Raw genomic sequence first — 26493 nt, 5'->3', positions numbered from 1 at the left:
AACAAATTATCCTTTATTTTTGCCAAAAATTAAGTTTGGGAAGGATTCTTGCAATTGACTATGGAGTAAAACGTATTGGTTTGGCAGTAACGGATGAAATGCGAATGATTGCATTCGGACTCACCACCGTTCCTACTCCTGAAATCATTGCTTATTTAGCTGATTATTTTCAAAATGAAAAAGTAGAACTCATTGTGGTTGGAGAACCAAAACAAATGGATAATTCAGCCTCTGAGTCAGAAGTTCATATTAAACCATTTTTAGAAAAATTAGCAGAAAAATTCCCTGCTATTCCTATTAAAAGGCACGATGAGCGTTTTACATCTAAAATGGCTTTTCAAACCATGCTTGATGGTGGAATGAAGAAAAAACAACGAAAGAATAAAGCATTGATCGATGAAATTAGTGCGACCATTATTTTACAAGATTTTTTAAAGACAGTATAAATGATTTTACCTATAATAGCGTACGGTGATCCCGTATTAAGAAAAGTTGCGGATGATATCGATAACGAATATCTAAAACTAACGGAACTGGTTTCCAACATGTGGGATACCATGTATAATGCTAGTGGGGTTGGTCTTGCGGCACCTCAGATAGGCTTGCCTATTCGTTTGTTCTTAGTAGATACCACACCTTTCTCTGATGATGAAGAACTCACAAAAGAGGAACAAAAACAGTTAGCAGGTTTTAAACAAGTATTTATTAATGCCCAAATAGAAGAGGAAACAGGGGAGGAATGGTTATTTAATGAAGGTTGTTTGAGTATACCCGATGTTCGTGAAGATGTAAATAGAAAAGACACGATAAAAATCACCTATTTGGATGAGGATTTTAAAGAGCATTCTAAAACCTTTGATGGTTTATTGGCTCGAGTGATTCAACATGAATATGATCATATCGAAGGTGTTTTGTTTACCGATAAGTTATCTACTTTAAAAAAGAGAATGTTGAAAGGTAGGTTGACCAATATATCTAAAGGAAAGATAAGTGTTGACTATCGTATGAAATTTCCAGCATTAAAAAAAGGACGTTAAAGTCCTTTGTAATTAACAGAAAAGTGTAATCTTTGTCGACTTAAATTTTAAAATATTTTATGGGTTTAGAGAAAATATTATCCGTTGCAGGAAAGCCAGGTTTATATACCTTAATTACCCAAACAAGAACTGGATTTGTTGCGGAGTCTTTGTTAGATGGAAAAAGAATTACAGTAAGCTTGCGCAGTAGCGTTAGTGTACTTTCTGAAATTGCCATTTATACTCTAGAAGAAGAGGTGCCCTTAAGGGAGGTTTTTCAAAAAATTCAGTCTAAAGAAAATGGAGGTAAAACTTCAATTAGCCACAAGGATGAAAAAATAAAATTAGAAGAATACTTTTTTGAAGTGTTACCTGATTATGATGAGGACCGTGTGTATGTAAGTGATATTAAGAAAATTATTCAGTGGTACAATATACTTGCAGATAACAAAATCACAGATTTTTCTGATGATAAGGAAGGAAAAGGAGAAGTCTCAGAAGAGGAATAGTTTTTTTTGAATTAAAATAAAAAGCCTTGATTTTAGAATCAAGGCTTTTTTGTGGTTCACTATTTAGTCCTTTTTAATGGTCTCATAGGTAAAGTCACTTTTTTTCCAATCTATCAACGGTGATGGGTAATACTTTATATCCATCCGATCAAGAAAAGGGGCTTGATCTGCCAAACGAACTTTGTAATCTTCCCAATTTCTATTTGCTGGAATACTCCAACTTAATTCAGAATAGCCAATGATTCTTGGAAATGCTAAATATTCAAGTTCATCTATATTGCTTATTGTTTCAGACCATAATGGGGCTTCAACTCCTAATATATTTTCTACAGGTATACCATATTCCTCAGGTGACCAAACGTAGGCCGTGTCAACGGGAATGTAAGCTGCCCAATGTAGCCCAAATTTAGATAAGGTGTCGTATTCCATATCTAAATACGCCTTTTTTGCTGGCGATAAAATAACCTTCATTCCTTTCTCTACGGCTTTTTTTGCGTTTTCTTCGCTTGCCCACCATTGAGATATAGAAGTAGAATCAACATCTGCAATAGCTACTTCATCCCAACCAATCATTCGTTTTCCGTGTTTCTGAACAATTTTCTCTACTTTATTGATGAAATAGATATAATCACTCTTTTTGGTGACATGGCTTTCATCCCCACCAACATGAAAATATGGGCCTGGTGTCAGTGCAGAAATTTCTCTTACAACATCATCAATAAAAGCATAAACAGTATCCTTGTGTGTGTCAAATGTGCTAAACCCAACGTGCATACCTTCATACAGTTCAGGTGTTTTTCCATTACCATTCAAAAATGGGTAAGATACGGATGCCGCATTGGTATGTCCTGGCATATCTATTTCTGGAATAATTGTCATATATCGTTCCGTAGCATAGCGTACAATCTCCTTATAATCTTCTTGCGTATAAAATCCGCCAGACTCACCTCCAACTTCGGTACTACCACCCACTTCCGTAAGTTTTGGCCAAGATTTGATTTCTATACGCCATCCTTGGTCATCACTTAGGTGCAAATGCAGCACATTAATCTTATAGTAGGATAGAATATCAATATATTTTTTCACATCTTCAACACTAAAGAAATGTCTTGCAACATCTAGCATAGAACCTCTATAGGCAAAATTCGGGTTGTCGAATATCTTACCGGATGGTACTGGCCAAATTTGCTGAGGAGCCAATGTGTCATTACTCTCAATAGGAACTAATTGACGCAATGTCTGTATGCCTCTAAATGCACCCTCTGAGGTATTCGCATTTATAATAATGGAATCTTGGTTGATGTATAGTTGATACGCCTCTGGGGAAGCTAATTCTGTACTGTCAGACTGGTTGAGGTATATTACTCGTTCAACTGTATTGTTCCCTTCTGTATTTACTGGGATTGATAAATTTGTTTTGCTCTTTAGCTTTTCTGCCAAAAATGTACCAACTTCTTCAAAACCTGTAGCATTTTTAGACGTGTAAATTGCTGTAAATTGGTCTAAGGCAAATGCGGAATTTGTGGGTACCGTTTTCAACGGTTTAGGTATAACACTAATTTTTGATAAATCAGTGTTAGGCATGGGAATATGTTCTTTCTTCTTTTCACTGCAGGCTATAAACGCTAGCGCTATAGCAAAAAAGAATATACTTCGAATACAATAGGTTTTAATCATTAATTTGTTATTGTGGGTTATTAACTAAATTCATCATGGTTTGGTACCAAATGTCATATCCTTTTTGGTTCATGTGCAGACCATCTTCAATGAAAATATCAGTTTTCAGTTTGTTCTTAGTCAGCATTGGGTACCAAACATCTACATACGATAAAAGAGGGTCTTTTTCTGTAAGACGTTTCATTTTTCTATTTAAACGTTTATATTTTCCTCGCATTCTCCATCTGCTAATACTTGGTTTCGCAGCAATTAAGATAATTTGAGTAGTTGGGTTGTTTGCTTTTATTCGACGGATGATTTCTTCTGTGGTATGAATAACTTGATTCGGTCTTTTTTTGGCCCAGAGGTCATTATCCCCCTCATAGATGAAAACTTTTTTCGGATTATAAGTCAATACTAAATCATTTAAAAAATGAAGTAAATCAGATGCTTGTGATCCACCAAAACCCGTATTTAGTATTTGATGGTTTGGGAAACTTTGTTCTAATTTCTTCCATAGACGAACACTTGAACTACCAGTAAAAACGATAGTCTCTTTTTTCGAATTCCAAATGGTGTCATATTTTTCGGTAATTTTTTTTACTTCATTAGTGAAGTTGTTCTCTGCTTGTGAAAAGCCTAAAAAGCCACAAAATAGTATGCTTAGTGATAATAGTCTAAGCTTGTTAAAGTTCAATAGTTTATAAAATCTGTTTTTATGTTGCATAAAGTTAATTTACAGTGGGTGTTGTAAGCCCTTCGGTAAGCGCCCAACTGTGAAATTGGGCAATCCAATGATCAGAAGCTAAATTTTGTTTTTTCATTCCAAATCCATGTCCGCCTTTAGAGTACATATGCAAACCAACATTTTTACCGCTGGTTAGCCAAGCGGAGTAAAGGTCTGCACTTGGCTTTGCTAGTCCTAATGGATCATTGGAAGCACAAACAACCAACATTGCAGGGGCGTCTTCTGGCACGTTGTAATCTCCGATTACGGTCATCCAAGGATAAACAGGCACGATAAAATCTGGTCTATTGGCTTTTGTGTAATTAAAAGTTACCCCCATGGTTACAGCGCCTCCTGCAGAGAAGCCCATAAAACCAATTTTGTTAGGGTCTAGCTGCATGTTATCTGCATTTGTTCTTACATAGGTAATAGCCGCAAGACCATCTGCAATTGAAAGAGGTAAAACTGGTATTACTCGTTTCCCTATTTTAGCCGGATTGGTAGCTCCCTCGTCCGTAATTTCTTTTATTCCATCAACACCTGTTGGTACCAATCTATATTTTAAAACAAAAGCTGTAATTCCTTTATAATTTAACCATTTGGCTACATCTCGCCCTTCACTGTCAATGCTTAAACCATATAGGCCACCACCCGGAGCAACAATAATACTAGTGCCGTTTGGATTATCAGCTTTATAGACTTCAAGGCGTGGTACAGATACATTGGTAATTACTTTTGTTTGCCAAATGTCTGAGTAATACTCTTTCTCTGCAGTATTCCAATTCACTTCAGGATTTTTAGCATAGGGTAATTCGACAATTTCTTGTGCAATTATATTCATAGATACAAATACACACACAAGTAGTGGTAAATTTTTCATGAGTACTTATGTATTAAATTGTTTCGATAAGTAAGTATAGAACTGCGGCTAAAATTCCGCCTATTATTGGTCCGATAATAGGTACCCATGCATAGCTCCAATCACTATTTCCTTTATTTTTGATGGGTAAAATTGCATGTAATAAACGAGGTCCAAAATCTCTCGCCGGGTTGATGGCATAACCTGTTGGACCTCCTAAGCCAAAACCAATTCCCATTACCAATAAAGCAACGGGTAGAGCGTCTAAAGAACCTAAGGAAACTGGATTGTCACCTACCGCTCCGCCAGCAATATAGAAAACGCCGAATACCAGTGCGAAGGTGCCTATTATTTCAGTTATCAAATTCCAAAATGGACTTCTAATGGCTGGTGAAGTAGAAAACGTTGCTAAAATGGCACCCGAATCTTCCGTAGCTTCATACTGTTTTTTGTATGTAAGCCAAACCAATAGATTTCCCATCATCGCCCCTAAAATTTGTGCAACAAAGTAACCAGGTACTAATGACCATGAAAATTTTCCAGCAGTGGCAAGCCCAATAGTAACAGCAGGATTAAGATGTGCGCCACTAACATCGGCAGAAATAAATACACCTATAAAAACAGCAATACCCCAGGCTAATGAAATACCTACCCAACCAGAGTCCCCGCCTTTAGTTCCTTTTAAAACTAGGTTGGCAACAATGCCATTACCTATAAGAATTAACATTGCGGTTCCGATAAACTCGAAAATATAAACATTCATGGTTTGGTTGTTTTAAGCGGATTAAGATAAAAAAAAAACGAGGAATAAAGAAGATTTAAAACAGTTTGTTGTACCAATGATAATTATCTGTAGGCAAATTTGTGAAGATTAATGATTACTGACAAAGTATCGCAATTAAAATTAGACAACCTTGTGTGATTTTATAGGCAATTGCAAATTCCTATATCCCTGATTTTTTAATTGATTTAACAGAATATAAATATTCTTTATCTTTTTTAATAAATTGAATGTTAACAAAAAATGTACTATGAAGAATTGTAAATGAATCTAGTTTACTTTTTTTAGGAGCTTATTTCTTAGGCGATAGTGTTAATGCGGTGCAAGAAAGTCCGTTAGTTATTGGTGCTTATAATTTTACTGAATTAAATGTAAGTATAACACAAGATTCCAATAAGGATGGTGTCTTTTCGGTAAATATGTTAGACGAACCCTCCTGCTCAAATGGTGTGCTAATAAGTAATGCCACTGTATTTGTGATATGGGTTTAATTGAGTTACGTATAACAAGTGTAACGAGCGATTTTAGAATATTATATTCTGATTATCAATTAGTTATTCCGATATATACTCCTTTCAATGCACTCCGTTAAATTTCATCGAATTTACCTCTTTCGAATATGATGCATCCGTATGTACTGAAAATGTTAATGATGATTTATCAAGAATCTTAAATCAAGCATAAAACAATAAGTCTGTTGTTTTATGCTTGATTCTTTGACCGATTAGTTAGCGTATCTAACACCATTCACGTTCATTTTTAGCGAATAGACAGAGCCTTTAGCGGTAATGAATAGTAAGTCTTGGTTTTCACCTCCGAAAGTTACATTTGCGGTCCATTCTTCATCAACAGGTATGTGATGTATTTTTTCTCCAGCGCTATTGAACACGGTAACCCCTTCGCCAGTAAGGTAGACATTGCCTCTGTTATCAATCGTCATGCCGTCTGAACCTAATGTTGTAAAAAGTTCTCGATTGGTAAGTGAACCATCTTCGTTAATGCTAAAGGAATATGTTTTTTGATCACCTATATCTGCAACATAAAGTGTTTTACCGTCCGGAGTGCCAATAATACCATTAGGTTGTACAAATTCATGTGCTACAATGCTGATGTTTTTCATATCGGGTGATATGTAATACACACGATTTTTATTAATTTCTGGTGCAGTTCGTTCCCAATAGGGCCTTTGATAGTAAGGGTCTGTGATATAAACACCTCCTTTATTATCTACCCAGAGATCATTAGGACCATTTAATTTTTTACCCTCAAAATGGGTTATTAAGGTGTCTACTTCACCAATCGTATTAATTCGCCATAGCTCATTGTTATCATCGGCCGCTGCTAGCAAATAACCATTATGGTCAAAATATAGGCCGTTAGCCCTACCAGCAGGATCCTTGAAAACATGTAGAGAGTTGTCTACTGCGTTCCATTTAATGATTTTGTTATTGGGTTGATCAGTGAAAAACACATTTCCGTTTTTATCAGAAGCTGGCCCTTCAGTAAAGCTATATTCGTTCGAGATTTGAACTAATTCTGCGCCCTCTGCTATAATAGAATTAGATTGCGAAGAACAAGTAATAACAGTAATTGAAAGTATGGTGGTGGTGATTGTTTGGAAGTTGGATTTCATGAACGGTCTTAAAGAGTATTTAAGTAACTCATATTGTATTTCATACTCTCGTAAGGGGAGCTAGCATATTCTTCTTGTTCAATGTAAATATGTTCAACTCCAGATAGTTCTTTGTTTTTAAGCATTAGCCCAATGTCAAGACCTCCCTTGCCAAATTCAGTACTCTCTTTTTTAGACATATCCATATCTTTTAAATGCCAAAGAGGAAATCTCCCTGGATACTTTTTAAAATAGGATAGGGGTTCTTTTTCAGCCACTACAACCCAGCCAAGGTCTAGCTCCATATATACTAAATCGCCCTGAGTATTATCCATCAGAACATCATAAAGTACTTGGCCGTTGTCAGATTCAAATTCATACTCATGATTGTGGTATCCGAATTTAAGGCCTAATTTTTTACATGCTTCTCCAGCAACATTGAATTGCTCTGCCACTTTTTTATAATTTTCTACTGTTTGTCCATCAGAAGGCATTGAGGAACAAATAAGATACTCTTGGCCAGAGGCAACGGCATTTCCCATAGTTTGCTCAAATTTATCATCGAGGCTTACATGACCACTCGTTAACTTCATACCTAATTCTTTACATGTTTTACCCATTTCAGAAGGGGTGAGGCCGTAGTAATATCCTTTTGCAGAACCTGCGCTCTCTATTTCTTTAAAGCCCAAACTTGCAATTTCTTCCAATGTTTTCTTTGGATTTTCAAGCATACTATCTCTAAACGAATAAAGTTGTACGCCATACGTTGATTTTTTTATTGAAGCACAACTTAACTGAGGCATCAATACCGTTGCGGCACCTAGAATACTAGATTGTTTGAGGAAATTTCTTCGAGTGTTCATTTTGTGTTATTATTGTTTTCAATGAATAAGTGACTAAGGTGAATTGCTTTAGTTCTAATTAATTAGAATATATTTTGATTTGCAGCTGGTCTTAGTATTACCCATAAAGTTGGTTTTTTTAGCTTCCTAAATGTACGAAAACTATATAGGATTTTAGTGCGTCATACGTGGGATACGTATTTTTGTAAAAATAGTATTCATGAATAGCAGGGAAGACCAATTAAAAGGACTGGATAGATTACTTACCATAATGGACGAGTTACGGGAACAATGTCCGTGGGATATAAAGCAAACAATGCAGTCTCTTAGGCATTTGACTATCGAAGAAACGTATGAATTGGGAGATGCCATTTTAGACAATGACCTTAATGAGGTTAAGATGGAGCTTGGTGATGTGCTTTTACATATTGTTTTTTACGCTAAAATTGGTTCGGAAACCGGTGATTTTGATATTGCCGATGTTGCGAATGCTATTTGTGACAAATTGATTAATCGTCATCCTCATATTTATGGCGATGTAAAAGTTGCCGATGCAGATGAAGTTAAACGGAACTGGGAGCAAATTAAATTAAAGGAGGGGAAAAAAAGTGTATTGGAAGGTGTTCCAAGAAGTTTGCCTGCCTTGGTAAAGGCAAATAGAATACAAGATAAAGTCGCCGGTGTTGGTTTTGACTGGGAAAAACCAGAACAGGTTTTTGAAAAAGTACAGGAGGAGTTAGGTGAACTGCAAGTTGAGATTGCTTCTGGAAATAATGAAAAAATTGAATCGGAATTCGGAGATGTATTATTCTCAATGATTAACTACGCCAGGTTCTTGGGGGTAAATCCAGAAAATGCTTTAGAACGTACCAATAAAAAATTTACGAAACGTTTTCAATATTTAGAAAAGAAAGCTGCGAAAATGGGTAAGGGGTTGAAAGATATGACATTAGAAGAAATGGATATTTTTTGGAATGAAGCAAAAACTAATGACTAAATCTGTTTTAATTCTTCTATCTCATTTTCAACAGCAAGAGCTAATTGCTCTAGTTTAATTGGTTTTATAAAATATCCTGAAATTTCAAATACAGACGTAGCATAGGTCAAGTCATCATCATTCATAGATGAGGTTAACATGAAAATATCAATCTTTTTTTCTATTTCGTTGTTGAAGTTTTTGAATTCTTTTAAAAATTGAAACCCATTAAGAATGGGCATATTTAAATCTAAAAAGATGATGTCAGGTAATTCGTTCTGGTTATTTCGATTTTTAGATAAAATTTCCAAGGCTTCAATAGAATCTGGGCAATCAACAGGATCTAGTATGTTTAGCTCCTTAAGATATCTTTTCATAACATATTTAGAAATATTGTCGTCATCAATAATCCAAATTAGGGGTTCTTCTTTCATAGTCCTTTTAAGTAGAGGGGTTTTTAAAGGTTGTTATAGTAACGTTATATTCTATTAAAATAGTGCCCACTTTTACTAAAATATGTTTTCGCAGTGAAATGCACTAAAATTCCTCATCCATTTAATTTTATAAAATATGAGTAAAGTAATATAGGTTGTATGGAAGGAATTTAGAATTTGCGACGATTACTTTAAGTCCATCATCCTCTCATTTAAAAATTGGCTAATTAGAAGTACCTTTGCCAAAATTTTAGACATAAGGTTTGTTCCAAAAATATACTAAAGAATTTAGTTACAATGTTAAGCTTTCAGTTCCGGTTATTTTAGGGATGTTAGGGCATACTTTCGTGCAGTTGGCAGATAATATAATGGTTGGGCAATTGGGTACGGCAGAATTGGCCGCAGTGTCTTTGGGTAACAGTTTTGTGTTTGTAGCAATGTCTTTAGGTATAGGTTTTTCAACTGCGATTACACCACTAGTAGCCGAAGCAGATGGGGCAGGTAATAAACAAGATGCTAAAAGTTCTTTAAAGCATGGATTAGTGTTGTGTACCGTATTAGGCTTATCCTTATTCGGATTGATTTTATTGGCTAAGCCCGTTATGCATATGATGAAGCAACCTACTGAGGTGGTTGCATTGGCGATGCCCTATTTAGATTTAGTAGCTTTTTCACTAATACCACTGATTATTTTTGAGGCTTTCAAACAATTTTCAGAAGGGCTGTCTCAGACCAAATATCCAATGTATGCTACAATTGTTGCCAATGTTGTCAATATCATCTTGAATTATCTTTTAATATTTGGCAACTTCGGATTTCCAGAAATGGGTATAGTTGGTGCTGCTGTTGGTACACTTGTTTCTAGAATATTAATGGTCTTTTACTTATGGTTTATCTTAAAGAGAAAAGAAAAATTCAGGTTTTATGTTACCGGGTTCAATTTTGCAAAAATTGAAAAAAAGGTGATGAGGAAAATTATAGAATTAGGTTTTCCGTCTTCATTACAAATGTTTTTTGAGGTAGGCATTTTTACATCTGCCGTGTGGTTAAGTGGGGTTTTGGGAAAGAATGCACAAGCTGCCAATCAGATTGCTTTAAATTTGAGTAGTATGACCTTTATGTTTGGTATGGGTCTAGGAATAACGGCGATGATAAGGGTAGGAAATCAAAAGGGGTTGGGTAATTTTAAAGAACTAAGACGCATTGCACAGTCCATATTTTTTCTTACCTTTTTGTTAGAAATTTTCTTTGCAGCACTTTTTATTTTAGGTAGGCATTGGTTCCCTAGCTTGTATCTCGATGTAGGCGATATTACTAACATAGCAGACAATACAGAGGTTTTGGTCATCGCAGCTGAGTTATTATTGGTGGCTGCATTTTTTCAAATATCCGATGGTGTTCAGGTTGTTGTATTAGGAGCACTACGTGGTTTGCAAGACGTGAAAATACCAACTGTAATTACTTTTATTTCGTATTGGCTTATTGGTTTTCCGGTAAGTTTTTACCTAGGTCTATACACAGATTTAGAAAGCACTGGTATTTGGATCGGGTTACTTACAGGTTTAACTGCATCGGCCATTATGTTGTACCTTCGATTTAATTATTTAACAAAAAAACTTATTGCCGGTTAACAGAATTAATACTGTTACTGTTTTAATATTTCAACTTATATAGTACATTGATTATGGAGTTTCCAAAATTTTTACTGGGTGATAATACTGATTTTCCAACGGCAATATTCGTTATCCATACCGAGTTTCCACGGTTTATTATAAACCTTGAAAATGACGAAGTAGAATGGCTTGAAGAATTTTCTAAAGAGGACGAAAAAGAATTGGAAGATGAGGCAGAAAACTTAATTGAGGCGGCTACGGTTTTTTATGATCGTGAAGTTGTTAGATATGAAGAGTAAGTACTATGTTTCAAGAGCTATTACAGTTAGATAAAGATTTTTTTTTATACCTCAATGGATTGGGAACCCCGCAATGGGATAATTTTTTCCAATTTATTTCTCATAAATTGAGTGCTATTCCGCTCTACCTCTTTTTGCTAATTCTTACCTATCGAAAATTTGGGTTGAAACGAACCTTAGTTTTACTGGTTTCTGTCGCCTTGCTTATTACGGTAACTGATCAGTTCAGTAATTTTTTTAAATACGGCGTGGCAAGACTACGACCTTGTCATGACTCAGAAATCGCACCGATAATGCGCTTGGTTAAGAGTTATTGCGGCGGACAGTATGGTTATTTTTCTGCTCATGCAGCCAATTCATTTGCAATAGCTGTTTTCTTTGGCTCCGTATTACAATCTAGTATTAAGTATATCGCAGTTTGTTTAGTCATTTGGGCAGCATTGGTGGCTTATAGTCGTATTTACATCGGCGTACATTTTCCCCTTGATATTATCACAGGAGCGCTACTAGGCTCCTTATTCGGCTGGTTGTTTGTAAAGTTATTTATATTTTCACTTCGCAAATTCTCTCTATGATATCTAATCTAAGGTATTGGTTTTTAATCGTTTTGATTTTCTTGGTATACGTAGCAGGCATGTTTGTTACGTTGTTTGAAAATGATTCTGCACAGTTTTCGGTAATGGCCATGCGTATGGTGCAAGAGAATGATTTTTTTAGCCTTTTTAAGGGGCCAAACGAATATCTGGATAAACCCCATATGCATTATTGGCTGGCAGCTATATCCTATAAAATATTTGGTATACATGATTGGACATATCGAATTCCTGGTATATTAGCGACACTTCTTGCTGCCTATAGCTGTTACGGTTTAGGAAGCCTATTGTATAATAAGCACGTTGGTAAATTATCGGCTTTAATTTTTATGACCGCTCAGACTATAGTTTTGGGAGCTATAGATGTACGAACAGACGCTGTACTAACGGGCTTTAGTATTTTAGCGATTTGGCAATTGACCAAGTATATTGAGAAAGGTTCTGTTCGTGGAATTGTTATAGGTGCTTTTGCCGCTGGTATAGCATTCTCTACCAAAGGTCAGATTGCATTATTAGTAATTGGACTACCTATTCTATGTCATCTTTTATATACCAGAAAATGGAAGGTTTTTATGAGTTGGAAGGTGTTGCTGGCATTGCTGGTTTTTGCTTTGACCATTAGCCCAATGTTATATGCTTATTACGTTCAATTCGATTTGCATCCAGAGAAAGTAATTCGTGGTAAAAATAATCGAAGCGGAATCTTTTTTATTTTTTGGGAGCAGAGCTTTGAACGCTTAAGTGGTGAAGGTATAGGAAAGAACAGTAGTGATTTCTTTTTCTTTTTTCATACGTTTTTGTGGGTTTTTATTCCATGGACAATTCTTGGGGTTACCGCATTTTGGTGCAGGGCCAGAAGCTTTGTAAAGTTGAAGTTCGAATTTAATCCTAAATATGAATTATTAACCCTAGGGGGCATAACGCTCATTTTTGCAGTTATCAGTTTTGCGCAATTCAAGTTGCCTCATTATTTAAATATTACTATTCCTTTGTTTGCAGTTTTAACGGCTTCATATCTCTATGATTTATATCGATTTGATAAAAAGCGTGCTACTCAATTGTTGATGGTCTGTCAATACTTTATACTTTGTATAGTATTCATTGCTTCTGCATTAATTTGTTTTTATGTCTTTGAGATAAAAAGTGTTTTGGCGTATCTATGCCTTCTTGTGGCAGCATTAATTATTATTTTTTATGCCTTAAAAAGAGAGGGTGGTTATGCAAGATTGATTACAATTTCTGTCTGTTCTTCATTATTATTGAATGCGGTTCTGAACCTACACTTTTATCCGAATTTATTGGAGTATCAGGGTGGCTCTTCGATGTCCGAAATAATTAAGCAGCGAGATATACCTGTAGATCGTATTTATAAAGTCGGTACTGATTATAGTTGGTCTCTTGATTTTTATAATCAGCATCCCGTTCAGATGATAACCCCTGATTTGCTTAAAAGTAAGAAAGATGTTTGGGTTTATGCCAGTGACGAAGAGATGGAACTATTGCGGAATAATGGGATGGTCTGGGATTCGCAAATTTCTGTAGACCAATTTCGAATCACACGTCTACAAGGGAAGTTTTTAAACCCGAATACACGTAAAAAGGTAACCCGTAAAATGCATTTGCTTCATATCTATTAAATAATGGTATTATAGCTATAGGGCTGCGGTTTCAATCAATTCTAGTTTGATTTTCTTGAAATGATACCAAACGCCAACTAATGAAACGACGGCGGTAATTAAAAAGAATAGTACACTCACCCCAACAGATATATGTTGATCTAAGCCCAAAAGCTTTGCTCCGTAGAAAAAAGTTACTTCACGGCTTCCAATACCACCCAAGGTCAATGGTACTACGGCAACTATTGACGAAATAAGGAAAATAATGAGATATGATATTTGGTTTAATTCGATATTCAAGGCGATTAAAATAAACCAAATACTGATTAATTGAGCCAGCTGAACAAATGCGGATAATAGTGTTGTTTTCCAAAAAATGGGAATCACATAATTAAATAATTTTTGATTCAATAACCAAAATACAGCAATCGATAAGGGTATCGCCAAAAAGAAAAGCCAGTGGTATCCCTCTAGAATTTCTAGCTTAAGAAATGCCAATATAGTACAGGCATATATAAAGAGTAAAAGAAGGCCACCTAGACGATCCAATACCAATACACTCACAATTTTTTTAGTAGGTACATCAAATTTTTTTTTAAGGATATATCCTTTATAGGCATCACCACCTATACCACCAGGTAGGAAAAGGTTATAGAACATTCCTAAAAGATATAATTTAAGGTTGCTTTTACGGGTAAGTGGTAGTTTGAGTTGATGAAAGTATAAATTAAGGCGTAAAGCCGCTATAACCTTTGATAGTATAAAGAAGATAGCCGCCACAAGAAGAAAAAGAGGATTACTATTTACGAGTATGTCCTTTATCTCACCAACATTAATTTTCGTTAGAATGAAATAGATGAGAACAGCACTGATAAGTACCTTTAATCCGGTGGTTAGTTTCTTATTTAACTTGACCACCTACACTTACTTTTTTAATGCGGTACGGTCTTTTTTTCTGTGATTCGTAATAGGTGCGTATCAATAATTCCATGACAATACCTATTGTGAACAATTGAATACCTGCAAGAATGAACATCATTCCGAACATCAATAATGGCCTTGTGCCTATATCTTCCCCAAATCCAACTTTTACAATTAAGAGGTAGAAATTTATAACGATACCTAATAGAATTAAGAGAAAACCTAAAATACCGAAAAGGTGAATGGGACGTTGAAAGTATTTACGAATAAAAAGTAGTAGCATCATATCTGCAACAACTTTAAATACACGCTCTAAACCGTATTTTGAAACACCTGCGTGACGTGCATGATGTTTAACTGGTATTTGTTTTATTTGTGCGCCTTCTAAGTGGGCTAAAAGGGTGATGAACCTGTGCATTTCCCCATATAGATTTAAATCTTTGGCAATATCCTTTGTAAAAATTTTAAGGGCACAACCGTTATCCTTTATATCTAATTTAGTAATACGGCGTACCAAAAAATTTGCAATTTTAGAAGGAATTTTTTTAACTAAAGAATCTTTTCTTTTTTGACGAATTCCCGTTACTACATCATATTCTTCAGTAGTCGCATAGGTAAGCATTTCTGGAATATCAGAAGGGTCGTTTTGCAAATCCCCATCCATGGTAATGATATACTCACCATCAGCATAATCTAAACCTGCAGCCAAAGCCAAACTCTGTCCGTAATTTTTCTTAAGTTCTATAAGATGAACTTTGTCATCTTTAAGAGCTTTAACCACTTTTTTAGTATCGTCACTCGAAAAATCATCTATATAAATAATTTGGTAATCGTAGCCTACCAAGCTTTCATGGATTTTCTGTGTCAATAATGTCACATTATCCTCCTCGTTGTATAAAGGGACAACGACCGAAAGTAGGGAAGTGGTAACAGGTTGCATTAGGTTGTTTTTTGAATAGCGACAAAGTTATGTTTTTTATTCGTAAGAAAAAGGGCATGACTACCAGTAACCTTTAAAACACCCTAGTCTATTGTTAGTAGGGCTAATAGCTTTTCTGCAGCAGAAAATGGAGAGGTTTCGCCTTTAATAACTTCTTTTTTAAGTAGAGGTAATAATTTTTTAGTTTTCGGATTCAGATAAAATTTGGATAATAGTTCTTGTTCCAGATATTGTAGGAGCCATTTTTCATTCTGATTTTGCCGGTTTTTAGTGAAATAACCAGTTTCTTTCATCGTTTCGCAGTAGTTGGATATTAACTTCCAAATAGCTTCTAGACCCTTATTCTCTAATGCAGAACAAGTCAAAACTTCAGGAGACCAGCCATTTTCTTTCGGTGGGAACATATGCAATGCTCTGGTGAATTCCATTTTTGCCTGTGCCGCATTCTGTATATTATTTCCATCGGCTTTGTTGATTACAATAGAATCTGCCATTTCAATAATACCTCTTTTTATTCCTTGTAACTCATCACCGGCTCCTGCTATTTTTAACAGTAAGAAAAAATCTACCATACTATGCACGGCAGTTTCACTTTGTCCCACACCTATGGTTTCAATAATAATAGTATCGAATCCGGCAGCTTCAAGGACTACGATACTTTCTCTGGTTTTTCGGGTAACACCGCCTAGAGAGGTGCCAGAGGCAGAAGGTCTTATGTAGGCATTTGAGTCTTTCACTAATTCTTGCATACGAGTTTTGTCACCTAATATGCTTCCTTTTGTTCTACTGCTAGAAGGGTCTACAGTCAGTACGGCGACCTTTTTACCCAGCTCTGTGAGCATACTTCCAAACTGTTCAATAAACGTACTTTTACCAGCACCAGGTACACCAGTAACGCCTATTCGAATGGTATCTGATTTTTTTGAAATACAACCCGCTATTATCTCATTGGCAATGATCCGGTGTGCCGGTTTTGTGCTTTCTATAAGTGTTATAGCCTTGCTGACAAAAGCAACATTGTTAGAGAAAATACCCTCGATAATATCGGCTGTACTGAGGTTGGCTAGATTCATTGAAACGGATTGATTTAGTGTAGAACTATCGTAAAAGTACTACTTGTAAATGGGAACCATAATTTTAGTGGTATCGTAAGCTAAACTTAAAAAATTTTGTGATTTTTGATTCAGCTCTTCGTTGTCAAAACTAATAGAGAACTCCTCTATTGGAACGGCTAATTTTTTAACGGATACGTCAACGGTGACGTAATCATTCTTAGTTGCATGAGTGGTTTGTTTGCCGTCTACCTGGGTAACGCCCCAATCAGGCACTTCGGTATTAAAAATCACTTTCCAACTTTCTTTATTAGGAATCGTCCATAAAGAATAGGTTCCGGCTGGTAGTGTTTTATTGATTATTTTAATTTGCTGCGTTGTGGTAAATGTTGTGGGTTCATTGACGCCAGTTCGCCATATTTTACCAAAAGGCACTACCCTGCCTTTTTTCGACGGACTAGAATAACCAACTTCTAATGAACTACCATCGAGGTCTAAATTAGCAGTTCTTGCCGGACTAATTTTTTTTGTCTCATTATGCAAGTAAGGTATGGCTACAAAATAAATGAGAGTGGCCAGTACAAGAATACCAACCAGAATTTTTTTAACAACTTCATGTACTTAATGGGCTATGGAATGCAATAAGTAGTTACGCTTGTATATCAAATTTAAATATAGAGATGTTGTTATAGATATCACCAGGCCTTAAGATGCTTTTAGGAAAGTCTTGTTGATTAGGTGCGTCGGGGTAATTCTGGTTTTCAAAACAAATACCTGGAAAATCTAGGGGAGTGTACACCACAACCGCGGGTTGATTGGTATATACTTTCATGTTAATTCCAGATGTTTTTGAATGTAATTCAGCCACTTTTTCATTCCCAATATCTTTAATATAAACCGTGTTTAAGCGTTTTACTCCGATTTTTTTTGGCAATAGAAAATCATAATCAGACTTTCTCACAGGTATAAAGTCTCCCGTTGGAAGTAAGTTTTCATTCATTTCAAGCCTATACGGGCAGTTTAATTGTAATTCACATTCGTCTATATAGGGGTTTGAATCAAGTTTGAAATACGAATGATTAGTAAGGTTGATAACGGTACTTCTGTCCGTCATCCCTTCATAAATAATCTGTAATGCATTATTCATTAATTTATAGGTGACACTTACAGTAAGATTACCTGGATAGCCTTCTTCTAAATGTTTGCTTTTGTAAGACAGTTTTATAAACGGGTTATCATCTTTGCTGACTTCATCAATTGTCCAATATTTTTGATGAAAGCCTTCTTTACCTCCATGTAAATGAACTCCATCTTCTTGATAAAGAAAAAACTTTTCCCTATCCAACTCAAATCCTCCTTTAGAAATACGACCTGCGTAACGACCTACACTAGCACCAAGTACATGGTCATCTAGGCGATACCTGCTTGGGTGGTTATAGCCAACAACTACATTGGTGTAGTTTCCATCTTTACCTTTAACGAGCAATTTTTGTATCGTAGCGCCATAATCAAGCACCATAAGGGTTATAAACTTGTTCGAAATCGTAACTTGTTTCAAAGGGGGAATATTAAAAATAAGCTGTAAAAATAAAGATTTTTGCAACATCCTTTTTTTTCTATCGTCTTTAATATAATAACAACCCAAAACCAATCTATTCAACCGATGTTTCAAAGCAATGTCGTAGAGAAATGTAAAGCAAATGATAGATCTGCACAGCTACAATTGTATAGAAAATACTGTGATGGTATGTATATCGTTGCAATCCGATTTGTAAAGAATAGCGATGATGCAGAAGATGTTTTGCAAGAAGCATTTATAAAAGCATTTCAAAAAATTCATCAATTTAAAGGAGATGTGACGTTTGGAGCATGGCTTAAACGGATTGTTATTAATAAGAGTATCGATTTTTTAAAATCGAAAAAGGAAAAGGTAGTGCCTTTAGATGAAGGATATATGCAGGTTGTAGAACCGGATGATAATTGGAATGTATCAACTACCATAAGTATCGAACACGTTAGGTGTGCCATTAACGAATTACAAAGTAAGTATAAGTATGTTGTGCTCATGTATTTGCTCGAAGGATATGACCATCAAGAAATCGCCCAGGTTTTGAATATATCAGAATCTGCATGTAGAACGCGATTACTAAGGGGTAAAGGACAGTTAAAAGAACTATTAAAGAGGAGAAATTATGGAACAGGATCTTAGGGAAATGTTTAAGAATCAAAAAGAAGCGAAACAATATACCATTAAGAATGGCCATGAAGAGCGCTTTTTAAAGAAGCTACAGCATTCAATGCCTGTGGATAAAACATCGCCCAAGGTGTGGCTTAAAATAGCGGCCTTAATAGTAGTCATTTTGAGTGTTGGTTTTAGTTATACGTATTTGAATGGTACTAATGATGTTGAGACTAGTGTAGTAGATAGAGGCTCCGTTGATGAGAAACAAACGGAATTCACCTTTGGAGACCTTTCACCTGATCTTAAAAAAGTAGAGAATTATTATGTAGCCAATATAAATATAGAATTATCAAAATTAGAGGTGTCACCAGATACAAAAGATTTGATAGACAGTTTTATGGAACAGCTTAATAACCTGAACCTGGAATATAAAACCCTAAACCTAGAGCTAAAAGAGTTGGGACCCAATGACCAAACAATAACGGCTCTTATAGAGAATTTACAATTACGATTACAATTATTACAGAAATTAAAAAAGAAGTTAAACGAATTAAAATTATCAAAAAATGAACAGATCAAGGAGAATAGTATCTAAGCAGCTCATCATTGCATTAGGACTTTTAATGACCGGAGGGCTTTTTGGCCAGAAGGAAAGCAAAACATTTCAAGAACGTTTTATCGTGGCAGAAAATGCCGTATTAGACATCAATACCAGTTATGCTGATATTGAATTTGAAACGTGGGACAAGGATGAGGTGGCCATTACGGCCACCATCACCTTAGAAGGAGCTACAAAAGAAGAAGCGGAAGATTACTTTAAAAATAGCCCGTTTGAAATCTTAGGTAACAGTAAAGAAATTACAATAACATCTAAATCTATGAACAATAGATTGTTTACAAGTCATGATTCACATTTTGATTTTGACCATAACGATTTACGTATTGAAATACCTGAAATTGCATCATTTGTAATGAATATGCCTCAAATAGCTCCGTTCCCTACTATGCCGCCGTTGCCAAAAACTGAGGCCTTTTCCTTTGATTATGAGGCATATCAAAAAGATGGGGACAAGTACATGAAGAAATGGCAAAAGAATTTCGAAAAAAGTTTTGATAAGGAGCATCAAAAACGTTTAGAAGAATGGGCTTCAAAAATGGAGGAGCAGGCTGATGAAATGGAAAAACGTATGGAGGAACAGAATGAAGAACGTGTAAAACAGATGGAAGAACGCGCTGAATTGATGGAGCAACGGCTAGAAAAGAGAGCGGAGCAAAGAGAACAACGTATGGCAGAAAGAGATTCAGTTAGGGAACAGGTTTTTATACGTCGCGATAGTTTAATTAACGCACCACATATTTTCTATTACGCTACAGATGGAGAACAAAAGAATTATAAGATTAAAAAGACAATTAAAATTAAACTACCTAAGTCTACCCGTATAAAAATGGATGTACGCCATGGTGAAGTTAAACTGGCCGAGAATACCAAAAACTTGAATGCGAACCTTTCGCATTCAAGCCTTTGGGCGTCTACTATAGATGGTGCCGATACTCATGTATCTGCTTCTTATACACCCGTTAGTGTTCAGAAGTGGAACTATGGTCAATTAAGTACGTCGTATTCAGAAGAAATTTCTTTGTCAGAAGTAGTTCAGTTACAATTGCAAGCAACATCTTCTGAAGTTACTATAGATAAATTGCTTAAAAATGCTTTAGTAAAAAACAGTTTCGGAGCAGTACATATACTTGAAATGGGAACGAATTTTGAAGAACTCGATGTAAGCGTTAAGAATGGAGCGTTAAACATAACGCTACCAAAAGTAGCAACGAAGCTATATGTTAAAGGAAATTCTTCTACGTTGAAAGTACCTGCTAGTCTAAAGTTAGAACAAGCTAAAAATGGCACTACAACTATAAGCAAGGGCTTTCATTTAAATGAAAATAGTAACCGATCCGTGGTTATAACTTCAGACTATAGTGAAGTAGTTATTCACTAATTATTTTGCCAATTTCAATGTCCCAAAAATATTTTCGCACCTCTACTTTTGATATAACCTTCCCATGAATACCTTATTATCCTATAAAATTGTAGTGGTCTTTGCTTTTAGCTTGGTGATTGTTTTGTTACAATTTTTTCACTAAAGAGCACGGTAACGACAACGATAGAACTTCCTTTTTTTATACTAATTGAATCGTTAAATGCCCTTTAGCATTACGAAAAAAATATTCTTCACGAATTTACTTTGTGAATTTTAAGACCCAAAAGGCGGTGTAGTCTTTTCAAGTGTGTCTTTATCTTATCATAGGCTTGTCAATTTGATTCGACTACCGCTAAATCGTAAAAGCCGTTGACTGGCCTTCCGTCTTTGGTAATACCTTCAACTTTTACCCAGTACTCACCGGTCTTGTCCCCTGTAAAAAAATCGATCGCTGATTTCCCCTCCTCGTCCAAAGTAATTTCTGGCTTCCAAAACAAGGTAGTGCGGTAATCTGGTTTTTCAGGGTTTTCCTTGATATAGTCAGGTTTGTAGAATTCCCGTGCCTTGTAGAAACCGGGAATTTTGAAGTTGACAATACCGGGATATTCCTCTGTGTTCTGTTTGTTTGGATCATAAACGCCATTGGTATAAAGGGCAATTACACCATTACCGCCCCTAGACCCAAAAATTGTGAGCCCTGGACCACGCGGCAAATCAATGAAAGAAACTTCGTTTGCCCGCATAGCTTGGACAAAACTAAGATCGGTCGGGTTGCCATCCACTAAAAATAAAGGGTCTGAACCCATAAAGGTATTCACTCCTATACCCAGTATGACCACATTTTGATTGGGATATGGACCAGAAACTGATACTCCAGGCAAACGCCCAACCAAATCCAAGGCGCTCATGGCCTCGGCACCTGAAATAGAATTTTTATACACGGATGTGGTAAATGCGTCGGTAGTCATAACAGAGGTAGAATTAAGCTGTCTTAAAACTGTCTCCCTCGTTCTCTTTTTTTCCTTGACAACAACCTCATCCAAACGGGTCACTTTTTTTGGGTCGTAGTTAAAATCGGTCACTTTTTTCAGATATTCATCCCTAAGATATTTTTGGCTCAGTTCAATGGTCTGGCGGTCGGTATGCACTGTCTTTCTAGGTTTTGAGACCAATTTGGGAGATTGCTCATAAACCAGAATGGAGAGGTTTTTTTGTTTGTATGCCCATTTGGGCACAGAATCATACGCCTCAACGGTAGCCTCAATACTGTCATTAAAATAAAATGGGCCAAAGCTGAATTCCCCTTGGGCATCGGTCTCTTGCTTTGAGTTGATGAGATCGGGCCAATCATACAGGTTTAGTGTAGCAACGGTCTCTTTTGCCTTGTTGGGGTTGCCAAACCTAGTAGTTTTCCCTGTGATCATGATCCCTTTTTCAGGGGCGTAGTCAGGGATCTTGTCTACTTTTTCGGAAAGCATATCTTTCCAGACGAACCTTCTCCAACCATGGGTGAGCATAAGTGCATCTAATAATAATTTACGGTATTTAGCATCATCGGCAAAGAAATAATCGGGGTTTTGAACGGTACCGCCCAAATCGGAATCTAACAAGAGCCAACTCTTTATATTGTTGGTCGATGCTGAGCCCTTGCTTCTGTTCTTGGACACGACTCCCATAGAGAAGTCACCATTAAGGGGAGCGCCGTTTCCATCTACTAAAAGCATATTAAGCTCTACTTTCTCTCGCATGCCATAGGTTGTCGTGGGAGAGGAAATCGTTAAATGGGTATCGTTTTCAGGGTTGTCTATAAAGATCAAGCGTTCACTTATGGGTTCTCCGTTAGGGTTGAATAGGGTGAACTGTGCCACACCATCTTGAAGCTCTTTGGTATAGATTTTTGTAGCATAGGCTGCTTGGTCATCAGCGCTCCCAATGCGCTTAAAAATCATATCGCCCCGCAAGTGTCCTATTAACAGGGTCCCCTCAAGTCCATTTTGGGTGGTACTGGCCACCTGTACCAAAACATGGTCTTCCCTATTTTTCAGGCTAAGCACGTAACCGTTTGGCAATGCTTCGGGAAGGGGAAACTTTTCTTCGATACCGTTGAGAATGACACTGGCATGGTACTGCACACCTGGCAAAGGGGTGAACCCTACACTGCCTAAGCCAAACGCTAGACTTTCGAAAGGCTCTACGGTATTTTTTTTAGAATCTTTAATAAAGCCCTTCAGGGCCAGTCCATTACCCTTTTCGTCAAGTACCTCAAACCCCATTGTGGCGGGCAAACCTTTGACGAGGTGGCCCCCCTCTGGGAAGAATTTGATGCTTGGTCTTCCGGAGACCGCCTTGCCCATATTTTCCTCAAAACCTTGCAAATATTGCGTTACGGGAATCTGGTCACGGCTTATGGTATTACCTATCTGCTGTACGAAGATGGGTATATTTTTCTCATAAATGACGGATTCCTGTTCGTTGAGCATATACTTGGTATATGAACGAAGGCTATAATCGCCTTGTGCTATGTTTTGATCAATTTCAATATCACCAGAGGCCCCAACTTCATCGACGAATAATTTACGTTGGGCCACCACAATGCCTTGTTTGTCAACCAACTCTACATACACAACATTGCTTTTTTCGGAACCGTTATGGGAAATACCATTGACCAAATAGGTTTTAAACCAAATGGTCTCGCCATTGGTATAGAAATCTTTATTTGTATGTAGGTATGTTTTTTCAGGAGTCTGATTACGGCTGTAGTCCAAAAGTTTGGACTTTACTTTTTTCAAGAGTAGGTATTCTTGTGGGAGGCTCGTAAACGAAACAATCGATAGCAAACTCAGCAACCCAATGATAACGATAGAACTTAATTTTTTCATATCAATAGAACGTTTACGTATTCTTTTAAGGTATGGAAAAAATTAAGCCGTACGTATTAGTTTGGTAAATATTTAATAGATAGTAAGTTAGAGAGCTTGTTTATAATCGGATCGGTCATTCATTGTTTTTAAATACTTAATTTTAGCACAGGTAAAATGATTAGACCACTTGATATAAACAGAATCAAGTGGTCTAAATATATTTGTTCGAATGGAAGTATTTTATAGTTTAGGTTCCCATCCTTCTGCATAGGTACGTTTCCATGATTCCATTGATTTTTTGTTGTTAAGCACTTTACCAGTGGTAGTATCGATTTTTAAGGTTTCACCAGCATCTTGAGCCATATTTCCCAAATGACATAACATAGTAGATACACTTGCATCTCGAATGTCAGAATGAAGACTTTTATCTTCCCTGATTCCTGCAAAGAAATTTGCAATATGGTTCACATCCAATTGTCCTTCTCCTCGTGTATTGGTTGTTTCACTTGAACCACCTTCTAGTTCCTCTTTAATCAGATTTCCATCTAAATCAAAAAGCTTATAGAAATTTCGGTCTAACATAATGGTCCCTTTGGTACCATACATGGTGCTACCACGGCCAGGTCGCTCTGGTTTCATTATACCTCGGCTATGTCCGGTCCAGGTTAAAAATTTATCATTGTCAAACGTGTATGTTATCTGTTGGTTGTCCACAAACTCCCAATCATCTTGAAAGGTATATTTTCCACCAAATGAAGTTACGGTTTTCGGTAAATCTACTCCTAATGCCCAACGACAAATATCAATTTCATGTGTACCATTATTGTGTATTTCGCCGGTACCATACGTGCGGAACCAATGCCAGTTGTAAGGGTGAATATTATTTTTATAGTCTTCTCTTGGTGCCGGTCCTTGCCAAAGATCCCAGTTCAAGGTAGATGGAACATCGATAACCTTTCCTGTACCAATTGAACCTCGGTTATTTGAATAGTAAGCTTCTCCTTTATAAACATCGCCAATAACACCTTCTTTAATGTCTTTAATAGCCATGATCGAAGTTTTGGCAGAACGCTGTTGGTTACCCATTTGCACCTTTTTACCATATTTCTTATGCGCTTCTACCAATAGGTCATTTTCAAACGGGTTATGACTACAAGGCTTTTCTACGTAAACATGCTTACCAGCTTGTAGTGCCATAATAGCCATGGGAGCGTGCCAGTGTTCTGGTGTTGCAATGAATACAGCATCTACATCCTTATCTTCTAATACCTTTCTAAAGTCGTTTTCTACTTTTGGTATATACCCAATATTTTCTTGGCACCACCCATTATGTTCTTTCAAAATGACATCATCTACATCACACGAATATATAATTTTAGCATTTTTGTCTCTATTAATAGCTTTTACATGTGCTTTTGCCCTACTACGTACTCCGATAATGGCACAATTAATATGATCATTGGCTCCAAGAATATTTGCATAAGAACTACTAGGGAATACTAACCCGCCTAAAGTTACGGCAGCTGTTCCTGCTGAGGTTTTTTTAATAAAATTTCTTCTAGTGGTCATAGGTTATTCTTTTATGATTGATTTTATTTTAATGTTTTTAAATGAGACGCTGTCCCCATGATCTTGCAAAAGGATATGTCCTTTGTCAGATTCGCCAAATTTTGGCCATTTTGCATATTTGCTTTCAGATACCAATTTTCGATAGTCATCACTTTTACGCTCATATTCCAAAACTTTCATTCCGTTTAACCAATGTTCTACATGGTTGTCTTTAGAAACGATATGTGCCGTATTCCATTCACCCGGTGGATTCATCGGTTTGTTAACGTCCGCTTGTATCAAATCGTAAAGAGAAGCTATTGTACGGCTACCATCATGATTCCCTAATTTAGCATCTGGGTGCTTGGCATCGTCCAAAATTTGATATTCCAATCCTATTGAAGAACCTGGGCCTTTATTAATATCGGTATCTACATAATATTTGATTCCGCTATTTGCACCTTCGGTAATTTTAAAATCTAGCATAAGCTCAAAATCACCATAGATTTCTTTGGTGACAATATCTCCACCAGCCGCAGACTCTTCACCACCAGAAGATAAAACGGTCAAAATACCGTCTTTTACATCCCAACCCGTAGAAGGAAATTCTTCTAAACGAGCTCCTCGCCAACCCTTAGTAGTTTCGCCGTCCCATAACATTTTCCAGCCTTTTTTTGCTTCGTCAACACCTAAGGCGTTGTTTGTGATAATTGGTTTTAACGGACTCTTTTTTGAGTATTTAGAAAGGTTATCGGTTAGTATTTTAATGTTTTTCCAGATAATATCGGTTCCATCTTTCTGCTCATCAGAAATGCTATGTACTTGAAGTGCTATAAAGCCTTTGTCTGTTTTATCGTCTATTAGGTATGCGGCAGGTACTTCATTGATCCATGTTTTTAAGGTGTCACCTATTGCCTCTATTCTATAATGGTTCCATTCATTCTGCTTAAATGCCTTTTGAGCTTCTTGATTATCGGTTATTGGGTTTAACCAACCTCTTCTCGCTTCATCATAAATGCCAGCGCTCCAAGCACGTTCAGAAGGGTCTATTTCTATTTGATATCCATGTACCCGACCATCCATATAATGTGCTAAACTATTGCTTCTAATTTGAATACCAGAATTCATACTAGGGTCTACTTTGTAATCTAATTCTAAAATAAAATCACCATACATTTTATCTGATGTCATAAATGAATTAGGTGTTTTGTGTACAGTCGTTCCCACGATGGCATTATCTTTAACAGTATATGTGGCTTCACCACCAAGTTGCGTCCATCCGTTTAGTGATTCTCCATCAAAAAGAGTTACCCAAGGGGTATTATCTTTCGGTTCTTGTTGACAACCGCCTAGTAGGGTTGCTAAGGCTAGGGTAAAAAGCAAATAATTAATTTTTAAATTCATTGGTTATGGTAAATTATAATTTATAAAAAAAGCGCCCTATTTTGGGCGCTTGAATATACTAAATTTTGGGAGA

The 26493-nt window shown here is 36.4% G+C and carries 26 protein-coding genes; 11 read left to right on the top strand and 15 right to left on the bottom strand.

Features of this window, described 5'->3' with window-relative positions; translation table 11 throughout:
• Positions 1-35: 35 nt before the first annotated feature.
• Genes ruvX through ES765_RS07890 form a run of 3 tightly spaced genes read left to right on the top strand, consistent with a single transcriptional unit; the run spans position 36 to position 1525 of the window.
• Entirely contained in the window at positions 36-446 is a 411-nt protein-coding gene (ruvX, locus tag ES765_RS07900) for a Holliday junction resolvase RuvX (protein WP_138112973.1), read from the top strand.
• Positions 447-1037 (top strand): peptide deformylase, encoded by a 591-nt coding sequence (def, locus tag ES765_RS07895; protein ID WP_138112971.1) that lies wholly within the window; start codon positions 447-449, stop codon positions 1035-1037. It begins immediately after the preceding gene.
• A 59-nt stretch (positions 1038-1096) separates the two neighbouring features.
• On the top strand, positions 1097-1525 hold the full coding sequence (locus tag ES765_RS07890) for a DUF5606 domain-containing protein (RefSeq protein WP_138112969.1): 429 nt from the start codon (positions 1097-1099) through the stop codon (positions 1523-1525).
• A 63-nt stretch (positions 1526-1588) separates the two neighbouring features.
• On the opposite strand, the gene ES765_RS07885 is transcribed toward ES765_RS07890, so the two are convergent.
• From ES765_RS07885 to ES765_RS07860, 6 genes are all read right to left on the bottom strand, one after another.
• Positions 1589-3202, bottom strand: coding sequence for a family 20 glycosylhydrolase (locus ES765_RS07885; protein ID WP_138112967.1), 1614 nt, complete (start codon positions 3200-3202; stop codon positions 1589-1591).
• Between the two features lie 7 nt (positions 3203-3209).
• A complete protein-coding gene (locus ES765_RS07880) occupies positions 3210-3908 on the bottom strand; it encodes an SGNH/GDSL hydrolase family protein (protein WP_138112965.1) in 699 nt (232 codons plus the stop codon).
• 4 nt (positions 3909-3912) lie between these two features.
• Positions 3913-4788 (bottom strand): alpha/beta hydrolase, encoded by an 876-nt coding sequence (locus tag ES765_RS07875; protein ID WP_138112963.1) that lies wholly within the window; start codon positions 4786-4788, stop codon positions 3913-3915.
• A gap of 13 nt (positions 4789-4801) precedes the next feature.
• On the bottom strand, positions 4802-5530 hold the full coding sequence (locus tag ES765_RS07870; RefSeq protein ID WP_138112961.1) for an MIP/aquaporin family protein: 729 nt from the start codon (positions 5528-5530) through the stop codon (positions 4802-4804).
• A gap of 742 nt (positions 5531-6272) precedes the next feature.
• Positions 6273-7181, bottom strand: coding sequence for an SMP-30/gluconolactonase/LRE family protein (locus ES765_RS07865; protein ID WP_138112959.1), 909 nt, complete (start codon positions 7179-7181; stop codon positions 6273-6275).
• A gap of 8 nt (positions 7182-7189) precedes the next feature.
• Complete coding sequence (locus ES765_RS07860) at positions 7190-8023, bottom strand: sugar phosphate isomerase/epimerase family protein (RefSeq protein ID WP_138112957.1); 834 nt, start codon at positions 8021-8023, stop codon at positions 7190-7192.
• Between the two features lie 199 nt (positions 8024-8222).
• Between ES765_RS07860 and mazG the strand changes: the two genes are divergently transcribed.
• Positions 8223-8999 (top strand): nucleoside triphosphate pyrophosphohydrolase, encoded by a 777-nt coding sequence (gene mazG / locus ES765_RS07855; RefSeq protein WP_138112955.1) that lies wholly within the window; start codon positions 8223-8225, stop codon positions 8997-8999.
• On the opposite strand, the gene ES765_RS07850 is transcribed toward mazG, so the two are convergent.
• Positions 8996-9412, bottom strand: coding sequence for a response regulator (locus ES765_RS07850; protein ID WP_138112953.1), 417 nt, complete (start codon positions 9410-9412; stop codon positions 8996-8998). The genes mazG and ES765_RS07850 overlap by 4 nt on opposite strands.
• Before the next feature lie 263 nt (positions 9413-9675).
• On the opposite strand from ES765_RS07850, the gene ES765_RS07845 reads away from it, so the two are divergent.
• The 4 genes from ES765_RS07845 to ES765_RS07830 are packed head-to-tail and all read left to right on the top strand — an operon-like array spanning position 9676 to position 13554.
• Positions 9676-11043 (top strand): MATE family efflux transporter, encoded by a 1368-nt coding sequence (locus tag ES765_RS07845; RefSeq protein ID WP_138112951.1) that lies wholly within the window; start codon positions 9676-9678, stop codon positions 11041-11043.
• A 53-nt stretch (positions 11044-11096) separates the two neighbouring features.
• On the top strand, positions 11097-11324 hold the full coding sequence (locus tag ES765_RS07840; RefSeq protein ID WP_138112949.1) for a hypothetical protein: 228 nt from the start codon (positions 11097-11099) through the stop codon (positions 11322-11324).
• Positions 11325-11329: 5 nt separating this feature from the next.
• Positions 11330-11899 carry a phosphatase PAP2 family protein gene (locus ES765_RS07835; RefSeq protein ID WP_138112947.1) on the top strand — a complete coding sequence of 190 codons (570 nt, stop codon included), beginning with the start codon at positions 11330-11332 and terminating at the stop codon, positions 11897-11899.
• Complete coding sequence (locus ES765_RS07830) at positions 11896-13554, top strand: ArnT family glycosyltransferase (protein ID WP_138112945.1); 1659 nt, start codon at positions 11896-11898, stop codon at positions 13552-13554. The genes ES765_RS07835 and ES765_RS07830 overlap by 4 nt, the downstream gene beginning before the upstream one ends.
• A gap of 15 nt (positions 13555-13569) precedes the next feature.
• Here the strand turns inward: ES765_RS07830 and ES765_RS07825 are convergent, their stop codons facing one another.
• The 5 genes from ES765_RS07825 to ES765_RS07805 form a co-directional block, all read right to left on the bottom strand.
• Positions 13570-14451 carry a lysylphosphatidylglycerol synthase transmembrane domain-containing protein gene (locus ES765_RS07825; RefSeq protein WP_138112943.1) on the bottom strand — a complete coding sequence of 294 codons (882 nt, stop codon included), beginning with the start codon at positions 14449-14451 and terminating at the stop codon, positions 13570-13572.
• The gene (locus tag ES765_RS07820) at positions 14435-15394 is read right to left on the bottom strand and encodes a glycosyltransferase family 2 protein (protein ID WP_138112941.1); all 960 of its coding nucleotides are present in this window, start codon (positions 15392-15394) and stop codon (positions 14435-14437) included. Before ES765_RS07820 ends, ES765_RS07825 begins: the two co-directional genes overlap by 17 nt.
• An 83-nt stretch (positions 15395-15477) precedes the next feature.
• The gene (gene meaB, locus ES765_RS07815; protein WP_138112939.1) at positions 15478-16467 is read right to left on the bottom strand and encodes a methylmalonyl Co-A mutase-associated GTPase MeaB; all 990 of its coding nucleotides are present in this window, start codon (positions 16465-16467) and stop codon (positions 15478-15480) included.
• Between the two features lie 39 nt (positions 16468-16506).
• Entirely contained in the window at positions 16507-16989 is a 483-nt protein-coding gene (locus ES765_RS07810; RefSeq protein WP_249356276.1) for a DUF2911 domain-containing protein, read from the bottom strand.
• A 106-nt stretch (positions 16990-17095) separates the two neighbouring features.
• Positions 17096-18004 carry an aldose epimerase family protein gene (locus ES765_RS07805; RefSeq protein WP_138112935.1) on the bottom strand — a complete coding sequence of 303 codons (909 nt, stop codon included), beginning with the start codon at positions 18002-18004 and terminating at the stop codon, positions 17096-17098.
• A gap of 105 nt (positions 18005-18109) precedes the next feature.
• Here ES765_RS07805 and ES765_RS07800 point away from each other — a divergent pair, with 105 nt between their 5' ends.
• Genes ES765_RS07800 through ES765_RS07790 form a run of 3 tightly spaced genes read left to right on the top strand, consistent with a single transcriptional unit; the run spans position 18110 to position 20625 of the window.
• Positions 18110-18655 (top strand): RNA polymerase sigma factor, encoded by a 546-nt coding sequence (locus tag ES765_RS07800; RefSeq protein WP_138112933.1) that lies wholly within the window; start codon positions 18110-18112, stop codon positions 18653-18655.
• Positions 18639-19223, top strand: a complete 585-nt coding sequence (locus ES765_RS07795) for a hypothetical protein (RefSeq protein WP_138112931.1) — start codon at positions 18639-18641, stop codon at positions 19221-19223. The genes ES765_RS07800 and ES765_RS07795 overlap by 17 nt, the downstream gene beginning before the upstream one ends.
• Positions 19195-20625: a hypothetical protein gene (locus tag ES765_RS07790; protein ID WP_138112929.1), complete on the top strand. Its 1431-nt coding sequence runs from the start codon at positions 19195-19197 to the stop codon at positions 20623-20625. Before ES765_RS07795 ends, ES765_RS07790 begins: the two co-directional genes overlap by 29 nt.
• 314 nt (positions 20626-20939) lie before the next feature.
• Here ES765_RS07790 and ES765_RS07785 read toward each other — a convergent pair whose 3' ends face one another.
• The 3 genes from ES765_RS07785 to ES765_RS07775 form a co-directional block, all read right to left on the bottom strand.
• Entirely contained in the window at positions 20940-23486 is a 2547-nt protein-coding gene (locus tag ES765_RS07785) for a TonB-dependent receptor plug domain-containing protein (RefSeq protein ID WP_138112927.1), read from the bottom strand.
• Between the two features lie 222 nt (positions 23487-23708).
• Positions 23709-25037, bottom strand: a complete 1329-nt coding sequence (locus ES765_RS07780) for a Gfo/Idh/MocA family oxidoreductase (protein WP_138112925.1) — start codon at positions 25035-25037, stop codon at positions 23709-23711.
• Positions 25038-25040: 3 nt separating this feature from the next.
• Complete coding sequence (locus ES765_RS07775) at positions 25041-26420, bottom strand: DUF1080 domain-containing protein (RefSeq protein ID WP_138112923.1); 1380 nt, start codon at positions 26418-26420, stop codon at positions 25041-25043.
• Positions 26421-26493: the final 73 nt, after the last annotated feature.

This window comes from Maribacter sp. ACAM166, assembly GCF_005771495.1.
Lineage (GTDB): Bacteria > Bacteroidota > Bacteroidia > Flavobacteriales > Flavobacteriaceae > Maribacter.
This window is presented reverse-complemented; position numbering and strand designations above follow the sequence as displayed.